The 18,256-nt window shown below is 70.7% G+C and carries 16 protein-coding genes; 9 read left to right on the forward strand and 7 right to left on the reverse strand.

Going from position 1 to position 18,256, the window contains the following annotated elements; genetic code table 11:
- Positions 1–19 precede the first annotated feature (19 nt).
- The 8 genes from rapZ to ACQP1K_RS12030 all read left to right on the forward strand — a co-directional run bounded on the left by rapZ (position 20) and on the right by ACQP1K_RS12030 (position 6,774).
- Positions 20–889 carry an RNase adapter RapZ gene (gene rapZ, locus ACQP1K_RS11995; protein WP_433500951.1) on the forward strand — a complete coding sequence of 290 codons (870 nt, stop codon included), beginning with the start codon at positions 20–22 and terminating at the stop codon, positions 887–889.
- A 40-nt stretch (positions 890–929) separates the two neighbouring features.
- A complete protein-coding gene (locus ACQP1K_RS12000; protein WP_433500952.1) occupies positions 930–1,868 on the forward strand; it encodes a gluconeogenesis factor YvcK family protein in 939 nt (312 codons plus the stop codon).
- Positions 1,869–1,931: 63 nt separating this feature from the next.
- Positions 1,932–2,912 carry a DNA-binding protein WhiA gene (gene whiA, locus ACQP1K_RS12005; protein ID WP_433500953.1) on the forward strand — a complete coding sequence of 327 codons (981 nt, stop codon included), beginning with the start codon at positions 1,932–1,934 and terminating at the stop codon, positions 2,910–2,912.
- 109 nt (positions 2,913–3,021) lie between these two features.
- Complete coding sequence (gene gap, locus ACQP1K_RS12010) at positions 3,022–4,026, forward strand: type I glyceraldehyde-3-phosphate dehydrogenase (protein ID WP_433500954.1); 1,005 nt, start codon at positions 3,022–3,024, stop codon at positions 4,024–4,026.
- Positions 4,026–5,213, forward strand: a complete 1,188-nt coding sequence (locus ACQP1K_RS12015) for a phosphoglycerate kinase (protein WP_433500955.1) — start codon at positions 4,026–4,028, stop codon at positions 5,211–5,213. The genes gap and ACQP1K_RS12015 overlap by 1 nt, the downstream gene beginning before the upstream one ends.
- Before the next feature lie 4 nt (positions 5,214–5,217).
- Entirely contained in the window at positions 5,218–5,997 is a 780-nt protein-coding gene (gene tpiA, locus ACQP1K_RS12020; protein ID WP_433500956.1) for a triose-phosphate isomerase, read from the forward strand.
- A gap of 123 nt (positions 5,998–6,120) precedes the next feature.
- Positions 6,121–6,351 (forward strand): preprotein translocase subunit SecG, encoded by a 231-nt coding sequence (gene secG, locus ACQP1K_RS12025; RefSeq protein WP_433501543.1) that lies wholly within the window; start codon positions 6,121–6,123, stop codon positions 6,349–6,351.
- A 75-nt stretch (positions 6,352–6,426) separates the two neighbouring features.
- A complete protein-coding gene (locus tag ACQP1K_RS12030) occupies positions 6,427–6,774 on the forward strand; it encodes an RNA polymerase-binding protein RbpA (protein WP_433500957.1) in 348 nt (115 codons plus the stop codon).
- Positions 6,775–6,830: 56 nt separating this feature from the next.
- On the opposite strand, the gene ACQP1K_RS12035 is transcribed toward ACQP1K_RS12030, so the two are convergent.
- Together ACQP1K_RS12035 and ACQP1K_RS12040 are read right to left on the reverse strand one after the other, a co-directional pair.
- On the reverse strand, positions 6,831–8,438 hold the full coding sequence (locus ACQP1K_RS12035; protein ID WP_433500958.1) for an amidohydrolase: 1,608 nt from the start codon (positions 8,436–8,438) through the stop codon (positions 6,831–6,833).
- 14 nt (positions 8,439–8,452) lie between these two features.
- On the reverse strand, positions 8,453–9,850 hold the full coding sequence (locus ACQP1K_RS12040) for an NAD(P)/FAD-dependent oxidoreductase (RefSeq protein WP_433500959.1): 1,398 nt from the start codon (positions 9,848–9,850) through the stop codon (positions 8,453–8,455).
- Between the two features lie 506 nt (positions 9,851–10,356).
- On the opposite strand from ACQP1K_RS12040, the gene ACQP1K_RS12045 reads away from it, so the two are divergent.
- Positions 10,357–12,003: a cellulose-binding domain-containing protein gene (locus ACQP1K_RS12045; RefSeq protein ID WP_433500960.1), complete on the forward strand. Its 1,647-nt coding sequence runs from the start codon at positions 10,357–10,359 to the stop codon at positions 12,001–12,003.
- Positions 12,004–12,153: 150 nt separating this feature from the next.
- On the opposite strand, the gene pgl is transcribed toward ACQP1K_RS12045, so the two are convergent.
- Genes pgl through tal form a run of 5 tightly spaced genes read right to left on the reverse strand, consistent with a single transcriptional unit; the run spans position 12,154 to position 18,251 of the window.
- Positions 12,154–12,930, reverse strand: a complete 777-nt coding sequence (gene pgl, locus ACQP1K_RS12050) for a 6-phosphogluconolactonase (protein ID WP_433500961.1) — start codon at positions 12,928–12,930, stop codon at positions 12,154–12,156.
- A 19-nt stretch (positions 12,931–12,949) separates the two neighbouring features.
- Positions 12,950–13,870, reverse strand: coding sequence for a glucose-6-phosphate dehydrogenase assembly protein OpcA (locus ACQP1K_RS12055; protein ID WP_433500962.1), 921 nt, complete (start codon positions 13,868–13,870; stop codon positions 12,950–12,952).
- Entirely contained in the window at positions 13,867–15,513 is a 1,647-nt protein-coding gene (gene zwf / locus ACQP1K_RS12060; RefSeq protein ID WP_433500963.1) for a glucose-6-phosphate dehydrogenase, read from the reverse strand. Before zwf ends, ACQP1K_RS12055 begins: the two co-directional genes overlap by 4 nt.
- Entirely contained in the window at positions 15,510–17,141 is a 1,632-nt protein-coding gene (locus ACQP1K_RS12065; RefSeq protein WP_433500964.1) for a glucose-6-phosphate isomerase, read from the reverse strand. The genes zwf and ACQP1K_RS12065 overlap by 4 nt, the downstream gene beginning before the upstream one ends.
- 6 nt (positions 17,142–17,147) lie before the next feature.
- Positions 17,148–18,251 carry a transaldolase gene (tal, locus tag ACQP1K_RS12070; protein WP_433500965.1) on the reverse strand — a complete coding sequence of 368 codons (1,104 nt, stop codon included), beginning with the start codon at positions 18,249–18,251 and terminating at the stop codon, positions 17,148–17,150.
- Positions 18,252–18,256: the final 5 nt, after the last annotated feature.

Below are 18,256 nucleotides of genomic sequence, written 5' to 3' on the forward strand. Positions count from 1 at the left end.
TGGAGGGTGGTGAGGAGACATGGGCACGACCGACTCGGCGGTCGTGGTGGTGACCGGCATGTCGGGGGCCGGGCGGAGCACCGCCGCGAAGGCGCTGGAGGATCTCGGCTGGTTCGTCATCGACAACCTGCCGCCGGGCCTGCTGTTCTCCGTGGCGGAGGAGGCGGGCAAGGCCGGCATGGCCGCCGATCGGGTGGCGGCGGTCGTCGACGTGCGCAGCCTCGCGTTCACCACCGACCTCAACGCCGCGATCAAGGAACTGGACTCCCGGGGCGTCGCCGTACGCACGGTGTTCCTCGAGGCCAGCGACGAGAAGCTGGTCCGCAGGTTCGAGGCGGTCCGGAGGCCGCATCCCCTGCAGGGCGACGGGCGGCTGGTCGACGGGATCGACCGCGAGCGCGGCATCCTGCGGGAGGTCAGGGCCAACGCCGACCTGGTGATCGACACGTCCCTGCTCAACGTCCACGAGCTGCGCAAGAAGATCGTCTCGTTCTTCGGCGGCGAGGACCGGCCGGGCCTGAAGGTCAACGTCGTCTCGTTCGGTTACAAGTACGGCCTGCCGGTGGACGCCGACCTCGTCGTCGACTGCCGCTTCCTGCCCAACCCCCACTGGGTGCCGGAGCTGCGCCCGATGAACGGCCTCGAAGGCCCCGTAAGAGACTACGTGCTCGGCCAGCCGGGGGCGAAGGAGTTCCTCGACGGCTACGAGGAGGTGTTCGCCGTCGTGGCCGCCGGCTACACCCGCGAGGGCAAGGGCTACGCCACGCTGGCCGTCGGATGCACCGGCGGCAAGCACCGCAGCGTCGCCATGTCCGAGCAGCTCGCCGCCCGCCTGCGCGAGCGCGGCATGGACGTGCAGGTCAGCCATCGGGACGTGGGCCGCGAGTGATGCCCGGCCCGGCCGCAGCGATTGGGAACGACTCGGTTACGTGATCCCCCTGGACCCCAAGGTCGTCGCCCTCGGCGGCGGGCACGGCCTCTATGCCTCTTTGTCCGCGCTCAGAACCGTGACCGGACGGCTCACGGCCGTCGTCACCGTCGCCGACGACGGCGGCTCAAGCGGCCGTCTCCGGCGCGAGCTGGGCGTGCTGCCGCCGGGCGACCTGCGGATGGCCCTCGCGGCGCTGTGCGGCGACGACGAGTGGGGCCAGACCTGGAGCGAGGTCGTCCAGCACCGGTTCCGCAGCGAGGGGGAACTGCACGGCCACGCCGTCGGCAACCTCCTCATCGTCGCCCTCTGGGAGCTCCTCGGCGACACCGTGAAAGGGCTGGAGTGGGTGGGGCGGCTGCTGGGCGCGCACGGCAGGGTGCTGCCGATGGCCTCGGTGCCGCTCGACATACAGGCCGAGGTCGAGCTGGACGGGCGCGTCACCACCGTACGCGGGCAGGTGGCCTGCGCCCTCACCCCGGGCCGGGTCCGGTCGATCTCGCTGCTGCCGCCCGACCCGCCCGCGAGCCCGCAGGCCGTACAGGCGATAGAAGAGGCCGACTGGGTGGTCTTCGGGCCCGGTTCGTGGTTCACCAGCGTGCTGCCGCACCTCAAGGTGCCCGCGCTGGCCCGCGCGCTGCACACGACGCCGGCCAGAAGGCTTGTGATCTTGAATCTCGCCCCGCAGCCGGGCGAGACCGACGGCTTCTCCCCGGAAAAGCATCTGGAGGTGCTCCGGGAGCACGCCCCCGACCTGGCCGTCGACGCGGTCATCGCCGATCGGGGCGTGGTCGGCGATCTGCGCGCGCTGGAGAAGGCGGCGGCTTCAATGGGCGGGCGTTTGGTTTTGGCGGATGTGGCGGCTTCTGACGGTTCTGCGCGCCACGATGGACCACATCTTGCCGCGGTCCTGGATGAGATTTTCCGTGGGAAGCGGTGATTGCCTCCTCCCAACCTGCGAGAGACTGACGGCAGAGTCTTGTTTTGGGGGAGGCACGCGTAGATGGCCATGACGGGTGTGGTGAAGGACGAGCTGAGCCGGCTTCCGGTGCTCAAGCCCTGCTGCCGCAAGGCCGAGGTCTCGACGCTGCTGCGGTTCGCGAGCGGCCTGCATCTCGTGGGCGGGCGGATCGTGATCGAGGCCGAGCTCGACACCAACGTCACCGCGCGACGGCTGATCAAGGACATCGGCGAGGTGTTCGGTCACAAGGCCGAGGTGCTCGTGCTGGCGCCGGCCGGGCTGCGCAAGGGTTCGCGCTACCTGGTGCGCGTCTACCGGGACGGCGACGCCCTGGCCCGGCAGACGGGCCTCATCGACAACCACGGCAGGCCCGTACGCGGCCTGCCCAGGCAGGTGGTCTCCGGGGCCACCTGCGACGCCGAGGCGGCCTGGCGCGGCGCCTTCCTGGCGCACGGCTCGCTGACCGAGCCCGGACGCTCGATGTCGCTGGAGGTGACCTGCCCCGGACCGGAGGCGGCGCTCGCGCTGGTCGGCTCGGCCCGGCGGCTGAAGATCCACGCCAAGGCCAGGGAGGTACGCGGCGTCGACCGGGTGGTGGTCCGCGACGGTGACGCGATCGGCGCGCTGCTGACCCGCATGGGCGCCCACGACAGCGTGCTGGCCTGGGAGGAGCGGCGGATGCGCCGCGAGGTGCGGGCCACCGCCAACCGCCTGGCCAACTTCGACGACGCCAACCTGCGTAGATCCGCGCGCGCCGCGGTCGCGGCCGGGGCCCGGGTGCAGCGGGCGCTGGAGATCCTCGGTGACGACGCGCCCGAGCACCTGGTGATCGCCGGCCGGCTGCGGGTGGAGCACAAGCAGGCGTCGCTGGAGGAACTGGGGCAGATCGCCGATCCGCCGCTGACCAAGGACGCGATCGCCGGCCGGATCCGCCGCCTGCTCGCGATGGCCGACAAGCGGGCGCAGGATCTGGGCATCGCAAACACCGAGGCCAATCTCACAGCCGACATGCTGGCCCAGTGACGGTGCCCCGTGGTCTACACCAATTTGGGGCGCGATAAGGTCTGTGATTGAGATTCAAGAGTTTCGTCGCCGGACTCGCCGGCGCAAGACGTACGAGGAGATCTGTTCCGTGAGCATCCGCGTAGGCGTCAACGGCTTCGGCCGTATCGGCCGCAATTTCTGGCGCGCTGTGGCGGCCAGCGGCAAGGACATCGAGATCGTCGCGGTCAATGACCTTACCGACAACGCCACGCTCGCCCACCTGCTGAAGTACGACAGCATCCTGGGCCGCCTGCCGTACGAGGTGAAGGCGTCCGCAGACGAGATCACCGTCGACGGCAAGGCGATCAAGGCCTTCGCCGAGCGCGACCCGGCGAAGCTGCCCTGGGGTGACCTGGGCGTCGACGTCGTGGTGGAGTCCACCGGTCTGTTCACCGACGCGACCAAGGCGAAGGTGCACGCCGAGAACGGGGCGAAGAAGGTCATCATCTCCGCTCCGGCGAAGAACGAAGACGTGACCGTCGTCATGGGCGTCAACCACGACAAGTACGACCCGGCCGCTCACACCATCATCTCCAACGCGTCCTGCACGACGAACTGCCTGGCCCCGATGGCCAAGGTCATCAACGACACCTTCGGCATCGAGAAGGGTCTGATGACCACGATCCACGCCTACACCCAGGACCAGAACCTGCAGGACGGCCCGCACAAGGACCTGCGCCGCGCCCGTGCCGCCGCGCTGAACATCGTCCCCACCTCGACCGGCGCCGCCAAGGCCATCGGCCTGGTTCTGCCGGAGCTGAAGGGCAAGCTCGACGGCTACGCGCTGCGCGTGCCGATCCCCACCGGCTCGGCCACCGACCTGACCGTCGAGGTCAAGCGCGAGACCACGGTCGAGGAGGTCAACGCCGCGCTCAAGGCCGCGGCCGAGGGCGAGCTGAAGGGCTTCCTCACCTACACCGAGGACCCGATCGTCTCCGCCGACATCGTGACCGACCCGTCGTCGTGCATCTTCGACGCGGGCCTGACCAAGGTGATCGGCAACCAGGTCAAGACCGTCGGCTGGTACGACAACGAGTGGGGCTACTCCAACCGTCTCGTCGACCTGATCGAGTACGTGGGCGCCTCCCTCTGATGATCGGAATCGACGAGCTCGACGTGAAGGGCCGGCGCGTGTTCGTGCGCGCCGACCTCAACGTCCCCCTGGACGGGGAGACGATCACCGACGACGGCCGGATCCGCGCGTCGGTGCCCACCATCAGGAAGCTCCTGGAGCGCGGCGCCCGGGTGATCGTGGGCGCCCACCTCGGCCGTCCGAAGGGCACGCCCACTCCGAAGTACTCGCTGGCGCCGGTCTCGCGGCGGCTGGCCGAGCTGCTCGGCGAGGACGTCGCGTTCGCCGCCGACGTGGTCGGCGAGTCGGCCAGGAGCACGGTGGAGGCCCTGCAGGACGGCCAGGTCGCCCTGCTGGAGAACCTGCGCTTCGAGCCGGGTGAGGAGTCGAAGGACGACGCGGTCAGGGGCGAGTTCGCCGACCGTCTCGCCGCGCTGGCCGAGCTCTACGTGGGCGACGGCTTCGGCGCGGTGCACCGCAAGCACGCCAGCGTCTACGACGTGCCGAAGCGGCTGCCGCACGCGGCCGGCGATCTCGTCCTCGCCGAGGTCGAGGTGCTCAGGCGGCTGACCGAGGACCCGGCCAGGCCGTACGTCGTGGTCCTGGGCGGCGCGAAGGTCTCCGACAAGCTCGGCGTGATCGCGAACCTGCTGACCAAGGTCGACCGGCTGCTGGTGGGCGGCGGCATGGCCTACACGTTCCTCAAGGCACAGGGTCACGAGGTCGGGGCCTCGCTGCTGCAGGAGGACCAGCTCGACAAGGTGCGCGGTTTCCTGGACGACGCGGCCGCCCGCGGGGTGGAGCTGGTGCTCCCGGTCGACGTGCTGGCCGCCACCCACTTCGCCGCCGACGCGCCGCACGACGCCGTCGACGCGACGGCGATCCCGGCCGACCGCCAGGGTCTGGACATCGGCCCGCGCACCCGGGAGCTGTTCGCCGCCAAGCTGGCCGACGCCCGCACCGTGTTCTGGAACGGCCCGATGGGCGTGTTCGAGTTCGACGCGTTCTCGGGCGGGACCCGGGCCGTGGCGGAGGCACTGGTCGGCTCCGAGGCGTTCACCGTGGTCGGTGGCGGCGACTCGGCCGCCGCCGTACGCAGGCTCGGCCTGCCGGAGGACCGTTTCTCGCACATCTCAACCGGTGGCGGCGCCAGCCTCGAATATCTCGAGGGCAAGACGCTGCCCGGACTCGCGGCGCTGGAGGAATAAGCAGATGGCCCGCAAGCCGCTGATCGCCGGCAACTGGAAGATGAACCTCAACCATCTCGAGGCCATCAACCTGGTGCAGAAGCTGGCGTTTTCGCTCACCGACCGCGACTACGACGCCGTCGACGTCGCGGTGCTCCCGCCCTTCACCGATCTGCGCAGCGTGCAGACACTGGTCGACGGCGACAGGCTGCGCATCGTGTACGGCGCGCAGGACGTGTCGCGGTACGACTCGGGGGCCTACACCGGAGAGATCTCCGGGGCGATGCTCGCCAAGCTCGGCTGCACCTTCACGCTGGTCGGCCACTCCGAACGGCGTCAGTACCACGCCGAGGACGACGCCCTGTGCAACGCCAAGGTCAAGGCGGCCTACCGGCACTCGCTGACGCCGATCCTGTGCGTCGGCGAAGGGCTGCCGGTCCGGCAGGAGGGCCGCCACGTCGAGCACACGCTCGCCCAGCTCGCCGGGGCGCTCGACGGAGTCCCGGCCGAGCAGGCCAGGTCGATCGTCGTGGCGTACGAGCCGGTCTGGGCGATCGGCACCGGTGAGGTCGCCACCCCGGCGGACGCCCAGGAGGTGTGCGGCGCGATCCGCACCCGGCTCGCCGACCTGTACGGCGGCGAGGTGGCCGGTGAGGTGCGCGTCCTCTACGGAGGGTCGGTGAAGGGGGACAACATCGCCGGCATCATGGCGCAGCCCGACATCGACGGTGCCCTCGTGGGCGGGGCCAGCCTCGACCAGGGGGACTTCGTCAAGATTTGCCGCTTTGGTGAAATCTCCGGCTAGCTGAGCGATTATGGGGGTGCGACTTGACATCAGGTCGTACCCTCATAGAGCAAGATTGAACCATCAAGCCCGATGATCGTGCGCGCCGACCGTGCGCACGCCGGACATAGGAACAGGTCTACGGTGCAACTCGGAATCTCCATCGCTCTCATCCTGTCGAGCTGTCTGATGGTGCTGTTCGTCCTGCTTCACAAGGGCAAGGGCGGCGGTCTGTCGGACCTGTTCGGTGGCGGTTTCTCGTCGTCCTTCGGTGGGTCCTCGGTGGTCGAGCGAAACCTGGACCGGCTCACCGTCATCACGGGCGTCATCTGGTTCGTCTGCATCATCGCGCTGGGCCTGATGCTCAAGCCGTAGCCCGGCCGTACGGCGCGACGCGCGAGTGAGATTCACCATCCCCGTCGCGGGGGGATCGAGGCAAGGAGTTCTTCGGTGGGTAGTGGCAACGCGATCCGTGGCAGCCGAGTCGGCGCAGGCCCGATGGGAGAGGCCGAGCGCGGCGAGGCCGCTCCCCGGGTACGGGTCTCGTTCTGGTGCGCCAAGATGCACGAGACGCGGCCCAGCTTCGCCAGCGACGCTCAGGTTCCCGAGCTGTGGGACTGCCCGCGTTGCGGCCTTCCGGCCGGTCAGGACAGTGCGAATCCGCCCGCTCCGCCGAGGAACGAGCCGTACAAGACGCACCTGGCGTACGTGAAGGAGCGCCGCAGCGACAAGGACGGCGCTCAGATCCTCGCCGAGGCTCTGGAGCGGCTGCGCTCCTCCTCGCGCCCGATCTACTAGGCCGTGTCGATGCGAAGGCCCTCTCCGCACACCGCGGGGAGGGCCTTCGGCGCGCCTCAGCCATGGACGGGCCGCCCGTCGACGAACGTCATCCGCACCCGAGTCGTCCAGATGTCGTCGGGTTCCAGGGCGAAGGGGTCCCGGTCGAGCACCACGAGATCGGCGGGCCGTCCCCGCTCGATCGCCCCGGCCGGTGAGCGGTTCAGCCAGGCAGAGCCCGCCGTGTAGGCGGTCATGACCGTTCTGAGGTCGATGCGCTGACCGGGCAGGAACGGGATCCGCGCGGTGGGGTAGGAGGCGTGCACCGATCCGCCCGGTTCTGTGCGGTTGACCGCGACGTGCATGCCCTGGAGCGGGTCGGCCGACGACACCGGCCAGTCGGAGCCGGCCGCCAGGCGGGCGCCGTGCCGTACGAGATCGGCGAAGGGATACTGCCACGACGAGCGCTCCTCGCCGAGGTAGGGGATGCACAGCTCGTCCATCTGGGCGTGGTGCGTGGCCCACAGCGGCTGCAGGTTCGCGGTCACGCCGAGCGCGGCGAAGCGCGGCACGTCCCGCGGGGTGATGATCTGCAGGTGGGCGACGTGGTGGCGGTTGCCTGGATCGGTTCCGGTCAGGGCGTCCAGGGCCTCCCGTACGGCACGCTCGCCGATGGCGTGGAAGTGGACCTGGAACCCCTGGGCGTCGAGTTCTTTGACGTACACCTTGAGCTGTTCCGGATCCACATACGACAGACCGGTCCCGCCGCAGCGGCAGTAGGGCTCGATGACGGCGGCGGTGAAGTTCTCCGCGATGCCGTCCTGCATGATCTTCACAGCGCCGGCCCGGAACCGCTCCAGCCCCTCGGCCGCGGCGCGCCGCTCGGCCAGGTCGGAGACCTGCTCGGCGCCGCGGGCGCGGTCCCACCAGAGCGCGCCGATCACGCGCGCGACGAGCCGGCCGGACGAGGCGGCCGCGAGGTACGCGGGCAGCTGGTCGTCCGATCCGGCGTACGATCCCACGATCGCGTCCTGCCAGCCGGTGATGCCCAGGGAGAACAGGTGCGACTGCGCGTCGAGCAGGGCGGCCACCAGGTCGCCGGGGGTCGGGCGCGGGGTGAGCAGGCCGACCAGGTCCATCGCGCCCTCGTGCAGCACACCGCTGGGCGTGCCGTCGGGGTCCCGCTCGATGCGGCCGTCAGCGGGGTCGGGGGTGTCCCGGGTGATCCCGGCCAGCTCCAGCGCCCGGCCGTTGACCCAGGCGGCGTGGTGGTCGCGCTGGATCAGGTACGCGGGACGGTCGAGGAAGTCGAGCTGGGACCGGTGGGGGAGACCACCCGGGAAGGCCGACATGTCCCACCCGCCGCCATTGATCCATGCCTTGTGTGGATTTTTCGCGGCATAGTCGGCCACGGTGGCCAGGTAGACGTCGAGGCCGTACACCTCGGACAGGTCGCACCCGGCCCGCTCCAGCCCGGCCTGCACGGGGTGCGTGTGCGCGTCGGTGAAACCCGGGACGAGCAGGCCGCCGTCCAGGTCCACCGGCTCCGCCCGGGGCGAGAGCCGTACGAGATCGGCCTCGGCGCCCACGGCGGCGATGACGCCGTCGCGGACGAGCACGGCCTCGGCGAAACCGTCCGGCGTGAACGCGCGGCCGCCGCGGAACAGCAGCGTGTCTGAGCTCACGAGGTGCCTTCCGCTCAGTGACCGGTGATGAGGTCGGCGATCTTGGCGAGTGCCGAGGTCCGTTCGGCCCCCCGGTTCTCGCGGGCGTCGGCCAGCCGGTAGAGGCGGTACATCGAGTGCACGCCGAGCCAGCGCAGCGGTTCCGGCTCCCAGGACCGGACCCGCCGGTCCACCCACGGCAGCACGCTCAGCTCGCTCTCGCGGCGCAGCACCAGGTCCCGGAGCGTACGGCCGGCCAGGTTGGCGGTGGTCACGCCGTGCCCGGTGTAGCCGCCCGCCCAGCCGAGGCCGGTCGTCAGGTCCAGGTGGACCGTGGAGCACCAGTCGCGTGGCACGCCGAGCACACCCGACCAGGCATGCGCCACCCGGGATCCGGCCACGGCCGGGAAGAACGAGATGAGCAGGTGCCACAGCGCGTCGATCGTCCCGGCCGGGGTGTGCCCGCGGTCGTCGATCCTCGACCCGTAGAGGTACGGCTTGCCGCGGCCGCCGAAGGCGATCCGGTCGTCGGCCGTCCGCTGGGCGTACATGTAGTAGTGCGCCATGTCGCCGAGCAGCTCGCGGCCGTCCCAGCCGATCTCCGCCCACACGTCCTCGGGCAGCGGCTCGGTCACGATCATCGAGCTGTTCATCGGCAGCCAGTCTCGGTGGTGGCCGCGGAGGCTCGCGGTGAAGCCCTCGGTGCAGCGCAGCACGTACGTCGCGGTCACCGTGCCGCGCGGGGTGACGGCACGGCCACGGGAGATCTCCGTGACCGGGGTCTGCTCGTAGACCTCCACCCCGAGGTTCCGTACGACCCGGGCCAGGCCGCGGGCGAGTTTCGCCGGCTGGATCCGCGCGCAGTGCGGGCTCCAGGTGGCCCCGGTGGCGCCGGAGACCCGCACCCGGGAGGCCATCTCGCTCCTGGTGAGCAGGCGGACGTCCGCCTCGGTCCACCCCCACCGCCGCTGATATTTCAGCTCCTCGCGCAGCCGGACGTCCTGTGCCATGCTTCTCGCGACGGTGAACAGGCCGCCCTTGACGATGTCGGCCTCGATGCCCTCCGCGTCGGCGACCCGGATGACCTCGTCGATCGTCTCGAGCATGACCCGCTGGAGCCGCTTGGCCGCGTCCGGGCTGTGCGTCTTCGCGTACCGCTCCGGCGACCCGGCGAGCGCCCCGGTCAGCCACCCCCCGTTGCGGCCGGAGGCGCCGAACCCGGCGAACTCCTTCTCCAGGACGACGATCCGCAGGTGGGGCTCGGCCTTCTTGAGGTAGTAGGCGGTCCACAGGCCGGTATACCCGGCGCCGACGATCGCCACGTCGGCCTGGAGGTCGCCGTCGAGCGGCTCTCCGGACTCGGGGACTCCGATCGAGCGGTACCAGAAGGACACCTCGCCGTTGGCGAAGCCCGGCGACAGCGGAGCACTCATGCCGCACATCCCGTTGTATCCGCGTCAGCCACACCAAGCCGCAACCGAAGCCGTCGGTAAATCAAATCTTTCATAGGGATAACGGTAGTCGTACGGAGATGCGAACCGGCTTCGGCTCGCAGTACGGCACGCGACGCCCGACAGGCCGGACCCGCCGCAGGCCGTCCACGCCGCGGAAGCGGTCGATCACCGATGGGGATGCCGGCGGGGCCGGAGAGCCGCCGGACACGACGGCCGCCGGGTCGCCCGGCGCCGCCGCTCTCGGTGGCCTGAACGTTTCACCCTCTCTCGGATCACGCTCGCGGCCTCCAGCAGCCCTGATGCCGGTGAGGGCAGGGGTGCGCGAGCGCCGTCGGCGGCGAAGCGTTGACCCGGCGATCCGCTGGACCGTAGCGTGATGCGCGGTGTTCCTGTTCGTGGATGTCGTTCACATTCACGAAATGGCTGATGGGACCAGGAGGCACCCCACGGTCAGGTGGTCCTGCACGACTACAAGGAGCTCGGCTTTGAGAACCAGAACGAGAACGGGCGTCGGCGCCGTCGGCCTCCTGGCCGGGGTCACCGCCATGGCCGGCGTCGTGGCCACCCCCGGAACGGCGCAGGCCGCGATCGGCTGCCAGGTCGCGTATGCGGTGTCCGCGCAGTGGCCCGGTGGCTTCACGGCGAACATCGACCTCACCAACCTCGGCGACCCGCTCACCTCCTGGACGGTCAGCTGGTCGTTCGCCGCCGGCCAGAGCGTGAGCCAGGGCTGGAACGCCGACTACACCCAGAGCGGCAGCGCCGTACGGGCGTCCAACGTGAGCTGGAACGGCAACCTGGGCACCAACGCCACGACCACGTTCGGCTTCAACGGCACCTGGAACGACAGCAGCAATCCGGTCCCGGCCGGCTTCGCGGTCAACGGCGTCTCCTGCACCGGCGGCGTCACCCCGACCCCCACGCCGACGCCGACCCCCACGCCGACGCCGACCCCCACACCGACGCCGACCCCCACACCGACGCCGACCCCCACACCGACGCCAACGCCGACGCCGACCCCCACACCCACGCCCACGCCGTCGACCGGCACGCTGTACGTGTCGCCGAACGGCAGCGCGAACGCGGCCGGAACCCAGTCGGACCCGACCACGCTCGCCTCCGCGATCACCCGTGTCGCTCCCGGCGGGACGATCTACCTGCGTGGCGGGACCTACAACTTCGCGCAGACGATCACCATCGCGCCGGGTAACAACGGCACGTCGAGCGCACGCAAGAAACTGTTCGCCTACCCCGGCGAGACGCCGATCCTGAACTTCTCGGCCCAGAGCGAGGACTCGGCGAACCGCGGGCTCGCCGTGAACGGTTCGTACTGGCACGTCAACGGCATCATCGTGCAGCGTGCCGGGGACAACGGCATCTTCGTCGGCGGCAGCGGCAACATCATCGAGCGCACGGTGACGCGGTTCAACCGCGACACCGGGCTGCAGATCTCGCGGATCTCCTCCAACACCCCGCGCGATCAGTGGCCGTCGAACAACCTCATCCTCAGCGCTGAGTCGCACGACAACGCCGACTCCGACGGAGAGGACGCCGACGGCTTCGCCGCGAAGCTCACCGTCGGCTCCGGCAACGTCTTCCGCTACGCGGTGTCCCACAACAACATCGACGACGGCTGGGACCTCTACACGAAGTCGGAGACGGGAGCCATCGGCCCGGTCACCATCGAGGACTCGCTGTCCTACGGCAACGGCACGCTCAGCGACGGCAGCCAGGCGGGCAACGGCGACCGCAACGGCTACAAGCTCGGCGGCGAGGACATTCCGGTCAATCACGTCATCCGGCGCAGCATCGCGTACCGCAACGGCAAGCACGGGTTCACCTACAACCGCAACCCCGGCACGATGACGATCTCGGACAACGTCAGCATCGACAACACCCAGCGCAACTTCTCGTTCGACGGCGGCACCTCGGTGTTCCGCGGCAACGTGTCCTGCCGCAGCGGCAGCAGTGGCACCAATGACAGGACCATCGGTGACGTCGACGGTTCGAACCAGTTCTGGCTCGGCTCGAACGGTTCCCGCTGCTCCTCCTACACCGGCGCGCTCAACTGGTCCTTCGCGACGGACGGCCGCCTCGTCGTGACCTTCGGCGGCAGGACCGTGACGCCGTAACCCGGCCGGAGCCGCCTGGCTCCCATCCGGTTCGACGGGTCCGGGCCGGTACCTCTCCCTACCGGCCCGGACCGGACGACGGGTCGCCGGGCCGTCGCCCGCCGAGGCGGCGGCCCGGTCCATGCCCCGGCACCGTGCACCGCGACAGGATCAGGGGGAGGCGATGCGGCCGAGGGACGGAGGGATCTTCGCGGCGGCGGCGCGGTCCAGCAGGAACAGCGTGCGCTGCCACCCACGCGCCCCGGCGGCCGGCACCTGGAACGGCCCGGCCTCCGACAGCGCCAGATGTACAGCCTGGGCCTTCTCCGCGCCCGCCGCGACGATCCACACCTCCCGGGCGGCCTTGATCGCCGGGAACGTCAGCGACAGCCGGGTCGGCGGCGGCTTGGGGGAGTTGTGCACCGCCACGACCGGCCGCTCCTCCTCGTACAGGGCCGGCTGGCCGGGGAACAGCGAGGCGACATGGGCGTCCGGTCCCATGCCGAGCAGGAGCACGTCGAAGGACGGCACCGCGCCGTGGTCTCCCGGTCTGGCCGCCCCGGCGAGCTCGGCCGCGTAGGCCTCCGCCGCCTCCTCGGCGGTCATCCCGGAGTCGGGGCCCGGCATGATGTGGATCCGGTCCGGATCCACGTCGACATGGTCGAGCAGGGCGGTGCGCGCCCCGGTCTCGTTGCGTTCCGGGTCGCCGTCGGGCAGGAAGCGCTCGTCGCCCCACCAGACGTCGAGCGCCCGCCAGTCGATCGCGTCGCGGGCGGCTGTTCCTGCCACCGCGGCGAGCGTCGCGATGCCGACGCTGCCGCCCGTCAGCACCAGGTGGGCAGACCCCTGCGCGGCCTGGACGTCGACCAGCCGGGTGATCAGGCGGGCGGCCACGGCCTGGGCCAGCACCCCGGCGTCGCGGTGGACGATGACTGTGGGTACGCTCACGGTCTTTCCGGACTTTCTGCTAGCGGGCGGACTTCGTCAGCTGCGCCAGGCGCTGGATGGCCGAGGCGTAGACCTCGTCGGGGTCGAGCCGCCGCAGCTCCTCGGCGAGCAGTTCGGAGGCGGGCCGCCGGGCCAGCGCGACCCGCCGGTCCGGATGTCCGGGACGCGACAGCGTGGCCAGCCGGGCGTCCGTCCTGGTCACCACGAGCTCGCCACCGCCCTCGATGGCCAGCCGCACCCCGGTGAGGCCGGGCCCGGGGGAGTCGGCCACGCCGATCGGCGCGGCCAGGCGGTCCGACAGCCACGCGGCCAGCAGCGGCGCGCTGGGGTTGCCGGAGGCCCCCTCCACCACGCCGTGCTCGATCTTCCCGATCGGCTGGTCGAACGCCGCCGCCAGCAGGCTGCGCCACGGCGTCAGCCGGGTCCAGGCCATGTCGGTGTCCCCGGGGACGTACACGTCCGCCCGGCCGCTGATCGCCGCGACCGTGTCCCGGGCCGCCTGCGCGTCGGTGATCCGCCGGCCGGCGAGGCGGCCGATCGGGTCCGTGGCCGGCACCGCCGGGCCCTGGCAGGGCCACCAGGCCACGACGGGCGTGTCCGGGAGCAGCAGCGGGGTTATCACCGAGTGGGCGTGATCGGTCAGCTCGCCGTACAACCGCAGCAGCACGACCTCGCCCGGCGCCGACTCGCCGACCCGGATCTCCGCGTCGAGCCGGTTGTGCTCCCTCGGGCTGCGGTTGATGACCACCAGGATGCGCGAGGGGTGCTCACGGGCGGCGTCCGTCGCCGCGCGCACCGCGTCGTACTGCCCGGCCTCGTCCACGACGGCGACCAGCGTCAGCACCATGCCGACCGCCGGCGCGCCCATCTGGTGCCGCAGCCGGGTCAGCGTCGAGGAGATCTTCGACGCGGTGGTCTCGGTCAGGTTGAACGTCGTCACAATCGTCTCCAGGCTCGCCCGTCCCTGGCGAGCATCTCGTCGGCGGAGGCGGGACCCCAGGTGCCCGCCGGGTAGCCCTCCGGCCTGCCCTGCGACGCCCAGAACTCCTCGATCGGATCCATGATCGTCCAGGAGAGCTCCACCTCCCGCTGGTGCGGGAACAGCGGCGGATCGCCGATGAGCACGTCGAGGAGCAGCCGCTCGTACGCCTCCGGAGACGACTCCATGAACGACTCGCCGTACGCGAAGTCCATGAGGACGTCCCTGACCTCCATGGCCGTGCCCGGCACCTTGGAGCCGAAGCGCACCGTGATGCCCTCATCCGGCTGGACCCGGATGACCAGCGCGTTCTGCCCGAGGATCTCCGTGTCGGTCTTGCTGAACGGCAGGTGCGGCGCCCGCTGGAAGACGACGGCGACCTCCGTCATCCGGCCGCTGAGCCGCTTGCCGGTCCGCAGGTAGAACGGCACCCCGGCCCAGCGGCGGTTGGCGACCTCGAGGCGGACGGCGGCGTAGGTCTCGGTGGTCGAGTCCGCCGGGATGCCGTCCTCCTCCAGGTAGCCCACGACGGGTTCGCCGCCCTGCCAGCCGCGGGTGTACTGGCCGCGTGCCGTGCCGGTGGCGAGGTCGGTGGGCAGCTGGACCGCGCTCAGCACCTTCTCCTTCTCGCGGCGCAGCGAGTCGGCGTCGAAGAAGGTCGGGTCCTCCATGGCGACCAGCGCCAGCAACTGGAGCAGGTGGTTCTGGATCACGTCGCGGGCGGCGCCGATGCCGTCGTAGTAGCCCGCCCGGCCGCCGATGCCGATGTCCTCCGCCATCGTGATCTGGATGTGGTCGACGTAGCGGCGATTCCAGATCGGCTCGTAGAGGGTGTTGGCGAACCGCAGGGCCAGGATGTTCTGGACCGTCTCCTTGCCCAGGTAGTGGTCGATCCGGAAGACGGACTCCTCCGGGAACACCGCGTTGGTCAGCGCGTTCAGCTCGCGTGCGCTCTTCAGGTCGTGCCCGAAGGGCTTCTCCACGACGACCCGTTGCCAGGACCCGCTCGGGCCCTGCGCGAGGTTCGTCCGCTTGAGCTGCTCGATCACGACGGGGAAGTACTTCGGCGGCACCGACAGGTAGAACGCGTAGTTGCCGCCGGTGCCCCGGGTCTCGTCGATCTCCTTGAGCATCATCGCCAGCACGTCGAACGCGCCGTCGTCGTCGAAGGTGCCGGGGCAGAAGTGGATGCCCTCGCTGATCTGTTTCCAGACCTCCTCGCGGAACGGCGTGCGCGCGTACTCCTTGACCGCTTCGTGGGTGACCTGCGCGAAGTCCTCGTGCGCCCAGTCACGCCGGGCGAAGCCGACCAGGGAGAAGCCCGGGGGCAGCAGCCCCCGGTTGCCCAGGTCGTAGATCGCCGGCAGCAGCTTGCGCTTGGCCAGGTCGCCGGTCACGCCGAACAGCACGAGCACGCACGGCTCGGCCACCCGCGGCAGCCGCCGGTCGCGCGGGTCGCGCAGCGGGTTGACGGCGACCACCTGCTCGGAGGCCGGCTGCGTCGCGGCCTGGGCAGCCGCCTGCGTCACCGTTTCCGCGGCGGTCCCGTTCGCGTCGGCGGCGGCCGGCGCCGCTTCCTCCGTCCGCGTCTGTTGTTCTGTCATAGCTCCTCCGCCACCGAGAGCAGGTGCCGTACGCCCGCGACCCGGTCGGTGAGGTGCAGACGGACGGCCGGCCTGCCCCGTGAGGCCAGCGCCCGCAGGTCGCCGAGCGCCTGCGCTAGCTGCAGCCTGCCCAGGGTGTACGGCTTGCCCGGCACCTCGACGTCGTCGGTGACGGCCCCGGTGATCTGCAGGAACACCCCGGCGGCCGGACCGCCCTTGTGGTACTGGCCGGTCGAGTGGAGGAAGCGCGGCCCCCACCCGAACGTGACGGCGTGATCGGTCCGGTAGTCCAGCAGCGAGCGGAGCGTGGCCACGTCGGCCGCCGCCCACGTCTCGGTCGTCTCCTCGAAGGAGGCCTCCCCGATCGGGGCCGCGTCGAACGCCGCCTCCCGGTCGAGATAGGCCATGATCGCCAGGTAGCCCCGGTCGGGAATCGCCCGTAGCAGCCAGGTCAGCACGTCGGCCAGATTCTTCGGATCGCCCGGCAGTTCGCCGTACACCTCGACGGGACCGTCGGTCAGGATCGGCGTCCCGGCGGGCAGCGGTCCGTCGCCGGACTCCCGCAGGATCGCCGTGGTGTTCTCCTTCGACTCGGCCACGTTCGGCTGGTCGAACGGGTTGATGCCGAGGACCCTGCCCGCGATCGCGGTCGCGTACTCCCAGACGAGGAACTGCGCGCCCAGCGGGCCGTCGACGGCGGTCCCGCCGTCCGGCCCGATCGACACGGTGTACTGGTCGTCGGCCTCGGCCGCGTCGGCGCCGACCACCGGCAGGATGCCCTTGCCCTCCTTGCCGGTCGACTCGGCGACGAGCTGCTCGATCCAGTCGGGCAGCCCGGAGATGTCCGACATCGCGTCGCGCAGCACCAGCTTGTCGCTGCCGTCCAGCGCCCGCGCGCCGAGCAGCGCGCCGAGGTCCAGGCCGGGGTTGCCCTCGGTGCCCTCCAGCAGCGGCTGTACGGCGGCCGCCTCGTCGAGGAGCCTGCTCACATCGGCGCCTGCCAGCGCGCTCGGCACCAGGCCGAACGCGCTGAGCGCGCTGTAGCGGCCGCCCACGTTCGGGTCGGCCAGGACGACCTGGTAGCCGGCCTCGATGGCGGCCTGCTCCAGCGGGGAGCCGGGGTCGGTCACGATGACCATGCGCTCGGTGGGGTCGAGCCCGGCGTCGCGGAACGCCTTCTCGTAAATCCTGCGGTGGCTGTCGGTCTCGATCGTGCCGCCGCTCTTGCTGGACACCACCACGAGCGTCCGGTCCAGCGGGGCGGACAACGCCCGCCGCACCTGGTGCGGATCGGTCGTGTCGAGGACGGTCAGCGGCACGTCCTGGGTGGCGCAGATGACCTCCGGGGCGAGCGAGGACCCGCCCATCCCGGCCAGCACCACGTTGTCCAGGCCCTCGGCGTGGGCCTTCTCGACGAGCTTGGTGATCTCGGGCAGCAGCTCCCGGCTCGTGAGCGGCAGGTTCAGCCAGCCGAGCCGGATCTCCGCCTCGGCCCGGGCCTCCGGCCCCCACAGTCCGGGGTCGCCGGCGGCCAGCGCGGCCGGCACTCCGTCGGAGATCAGCTCGTTCCTTACCGCCTCGACCGCTTGCGCATGCTCCCCGTCGCCGAGGTTCACCTCAACTGTCATGTCGTCTCAGGCCTTCCCGAGCTCGGCCTTGACGGTCTCGAGCAGTTCGTTCCACGACGTCTCGAACTTCTCGACGCCCTCCTCCTCCAGCACCCGCACGACGTCGTCGTAGTCGATGCCGGCGTCCTTGAGCGACGCCATGACGTCCCACGCCTGCTGGTAGAACGAGCGGACGGTGTCACCGGAGATCCTGCCGTGGTCGGCGGCCGCGTCGAGGGTCTTCTCCGGCATGGTGTTGACGACACCGGTGGTCACGAGCTGCTCGACGTAGAGGGTGTCGGGGTAGTCCGGGTTCTTCACCCCGGTCGAGGCCCACAGCGGCCGCTGCGGGCGGGCGCCCGCTGCGCGCAGGGCCTGCCAGCGCGGCGAGTTCATGACGTCCTCGAACGCGGCGTAGGCGAGGCGGGCGTTGGCGACACCGGCCTTGCCCCGCAGCCCGAGGGCCTCCGGCGTGCCGATCTTCTCCAGCCTGCCGTCGATCTCGCTGTCGAGCCTGCTGACGAAGAACGACGCCACGGACTCGACGGAGGCGAGGCTCACCCCGGCCGCCTTCGCCTTCTCCAGGCCGCTCAGCCAGGCGTCCATGACCTGGCGGTACCGCTCCAGCGAGAAGATCAGCGTGACGTTGACGCTGATGCCCTCGGAGATGGCCTGCGTGATCGCGGGAAGGCCCTCGAGGGTCGCCGGGATCTTGATGTGCACGTTGGGCCGGTCGACCAGCCACCACAGCGCGCGGGCCTCGGCGATCGTCTGCTCGGTCTTGCGTGCCAGGCGGGGGTCGACCTCGATGGAGACCCGGCCGTCGACCCCGTGGGTCGCGTCGTACACCGGCCGCAACACGTCGGCCGCCCAGCGGATGTCGAAGGTCGTGATGGCCCGCACGGCCTCCTCCACCGACACGCCGCGCAGCGCGAGGTCGTGGAGCTGCGTGTCGTACGCGTCGCCCTTGCTGAGGGCGTTGGCGAAGATCGTCGGGTTGGACGTGACCCCGGTCACGTTCTTGTTCCGGACCAGAGCGGCCAGGCCGCCGCCGCGCAGACGGTCCCGGTTGATGTCGTCGAGCCAGATGGAGACTCCGGCCTCGACAAGGCGGTTCAGATTCTCACTCATCTTGA

Origin of the sequence: Sphaerimonospora sp. CA-214678, assembly GCF_050942215.1 — a bacterium.
In the GTDB taxonomy this organism is placed as follows: domain Bacteria; phylum Actinomycetota; class Actinomycetes; order Streptosporangiales; family Streptosporangiaceae; genus Sphaerimonospora.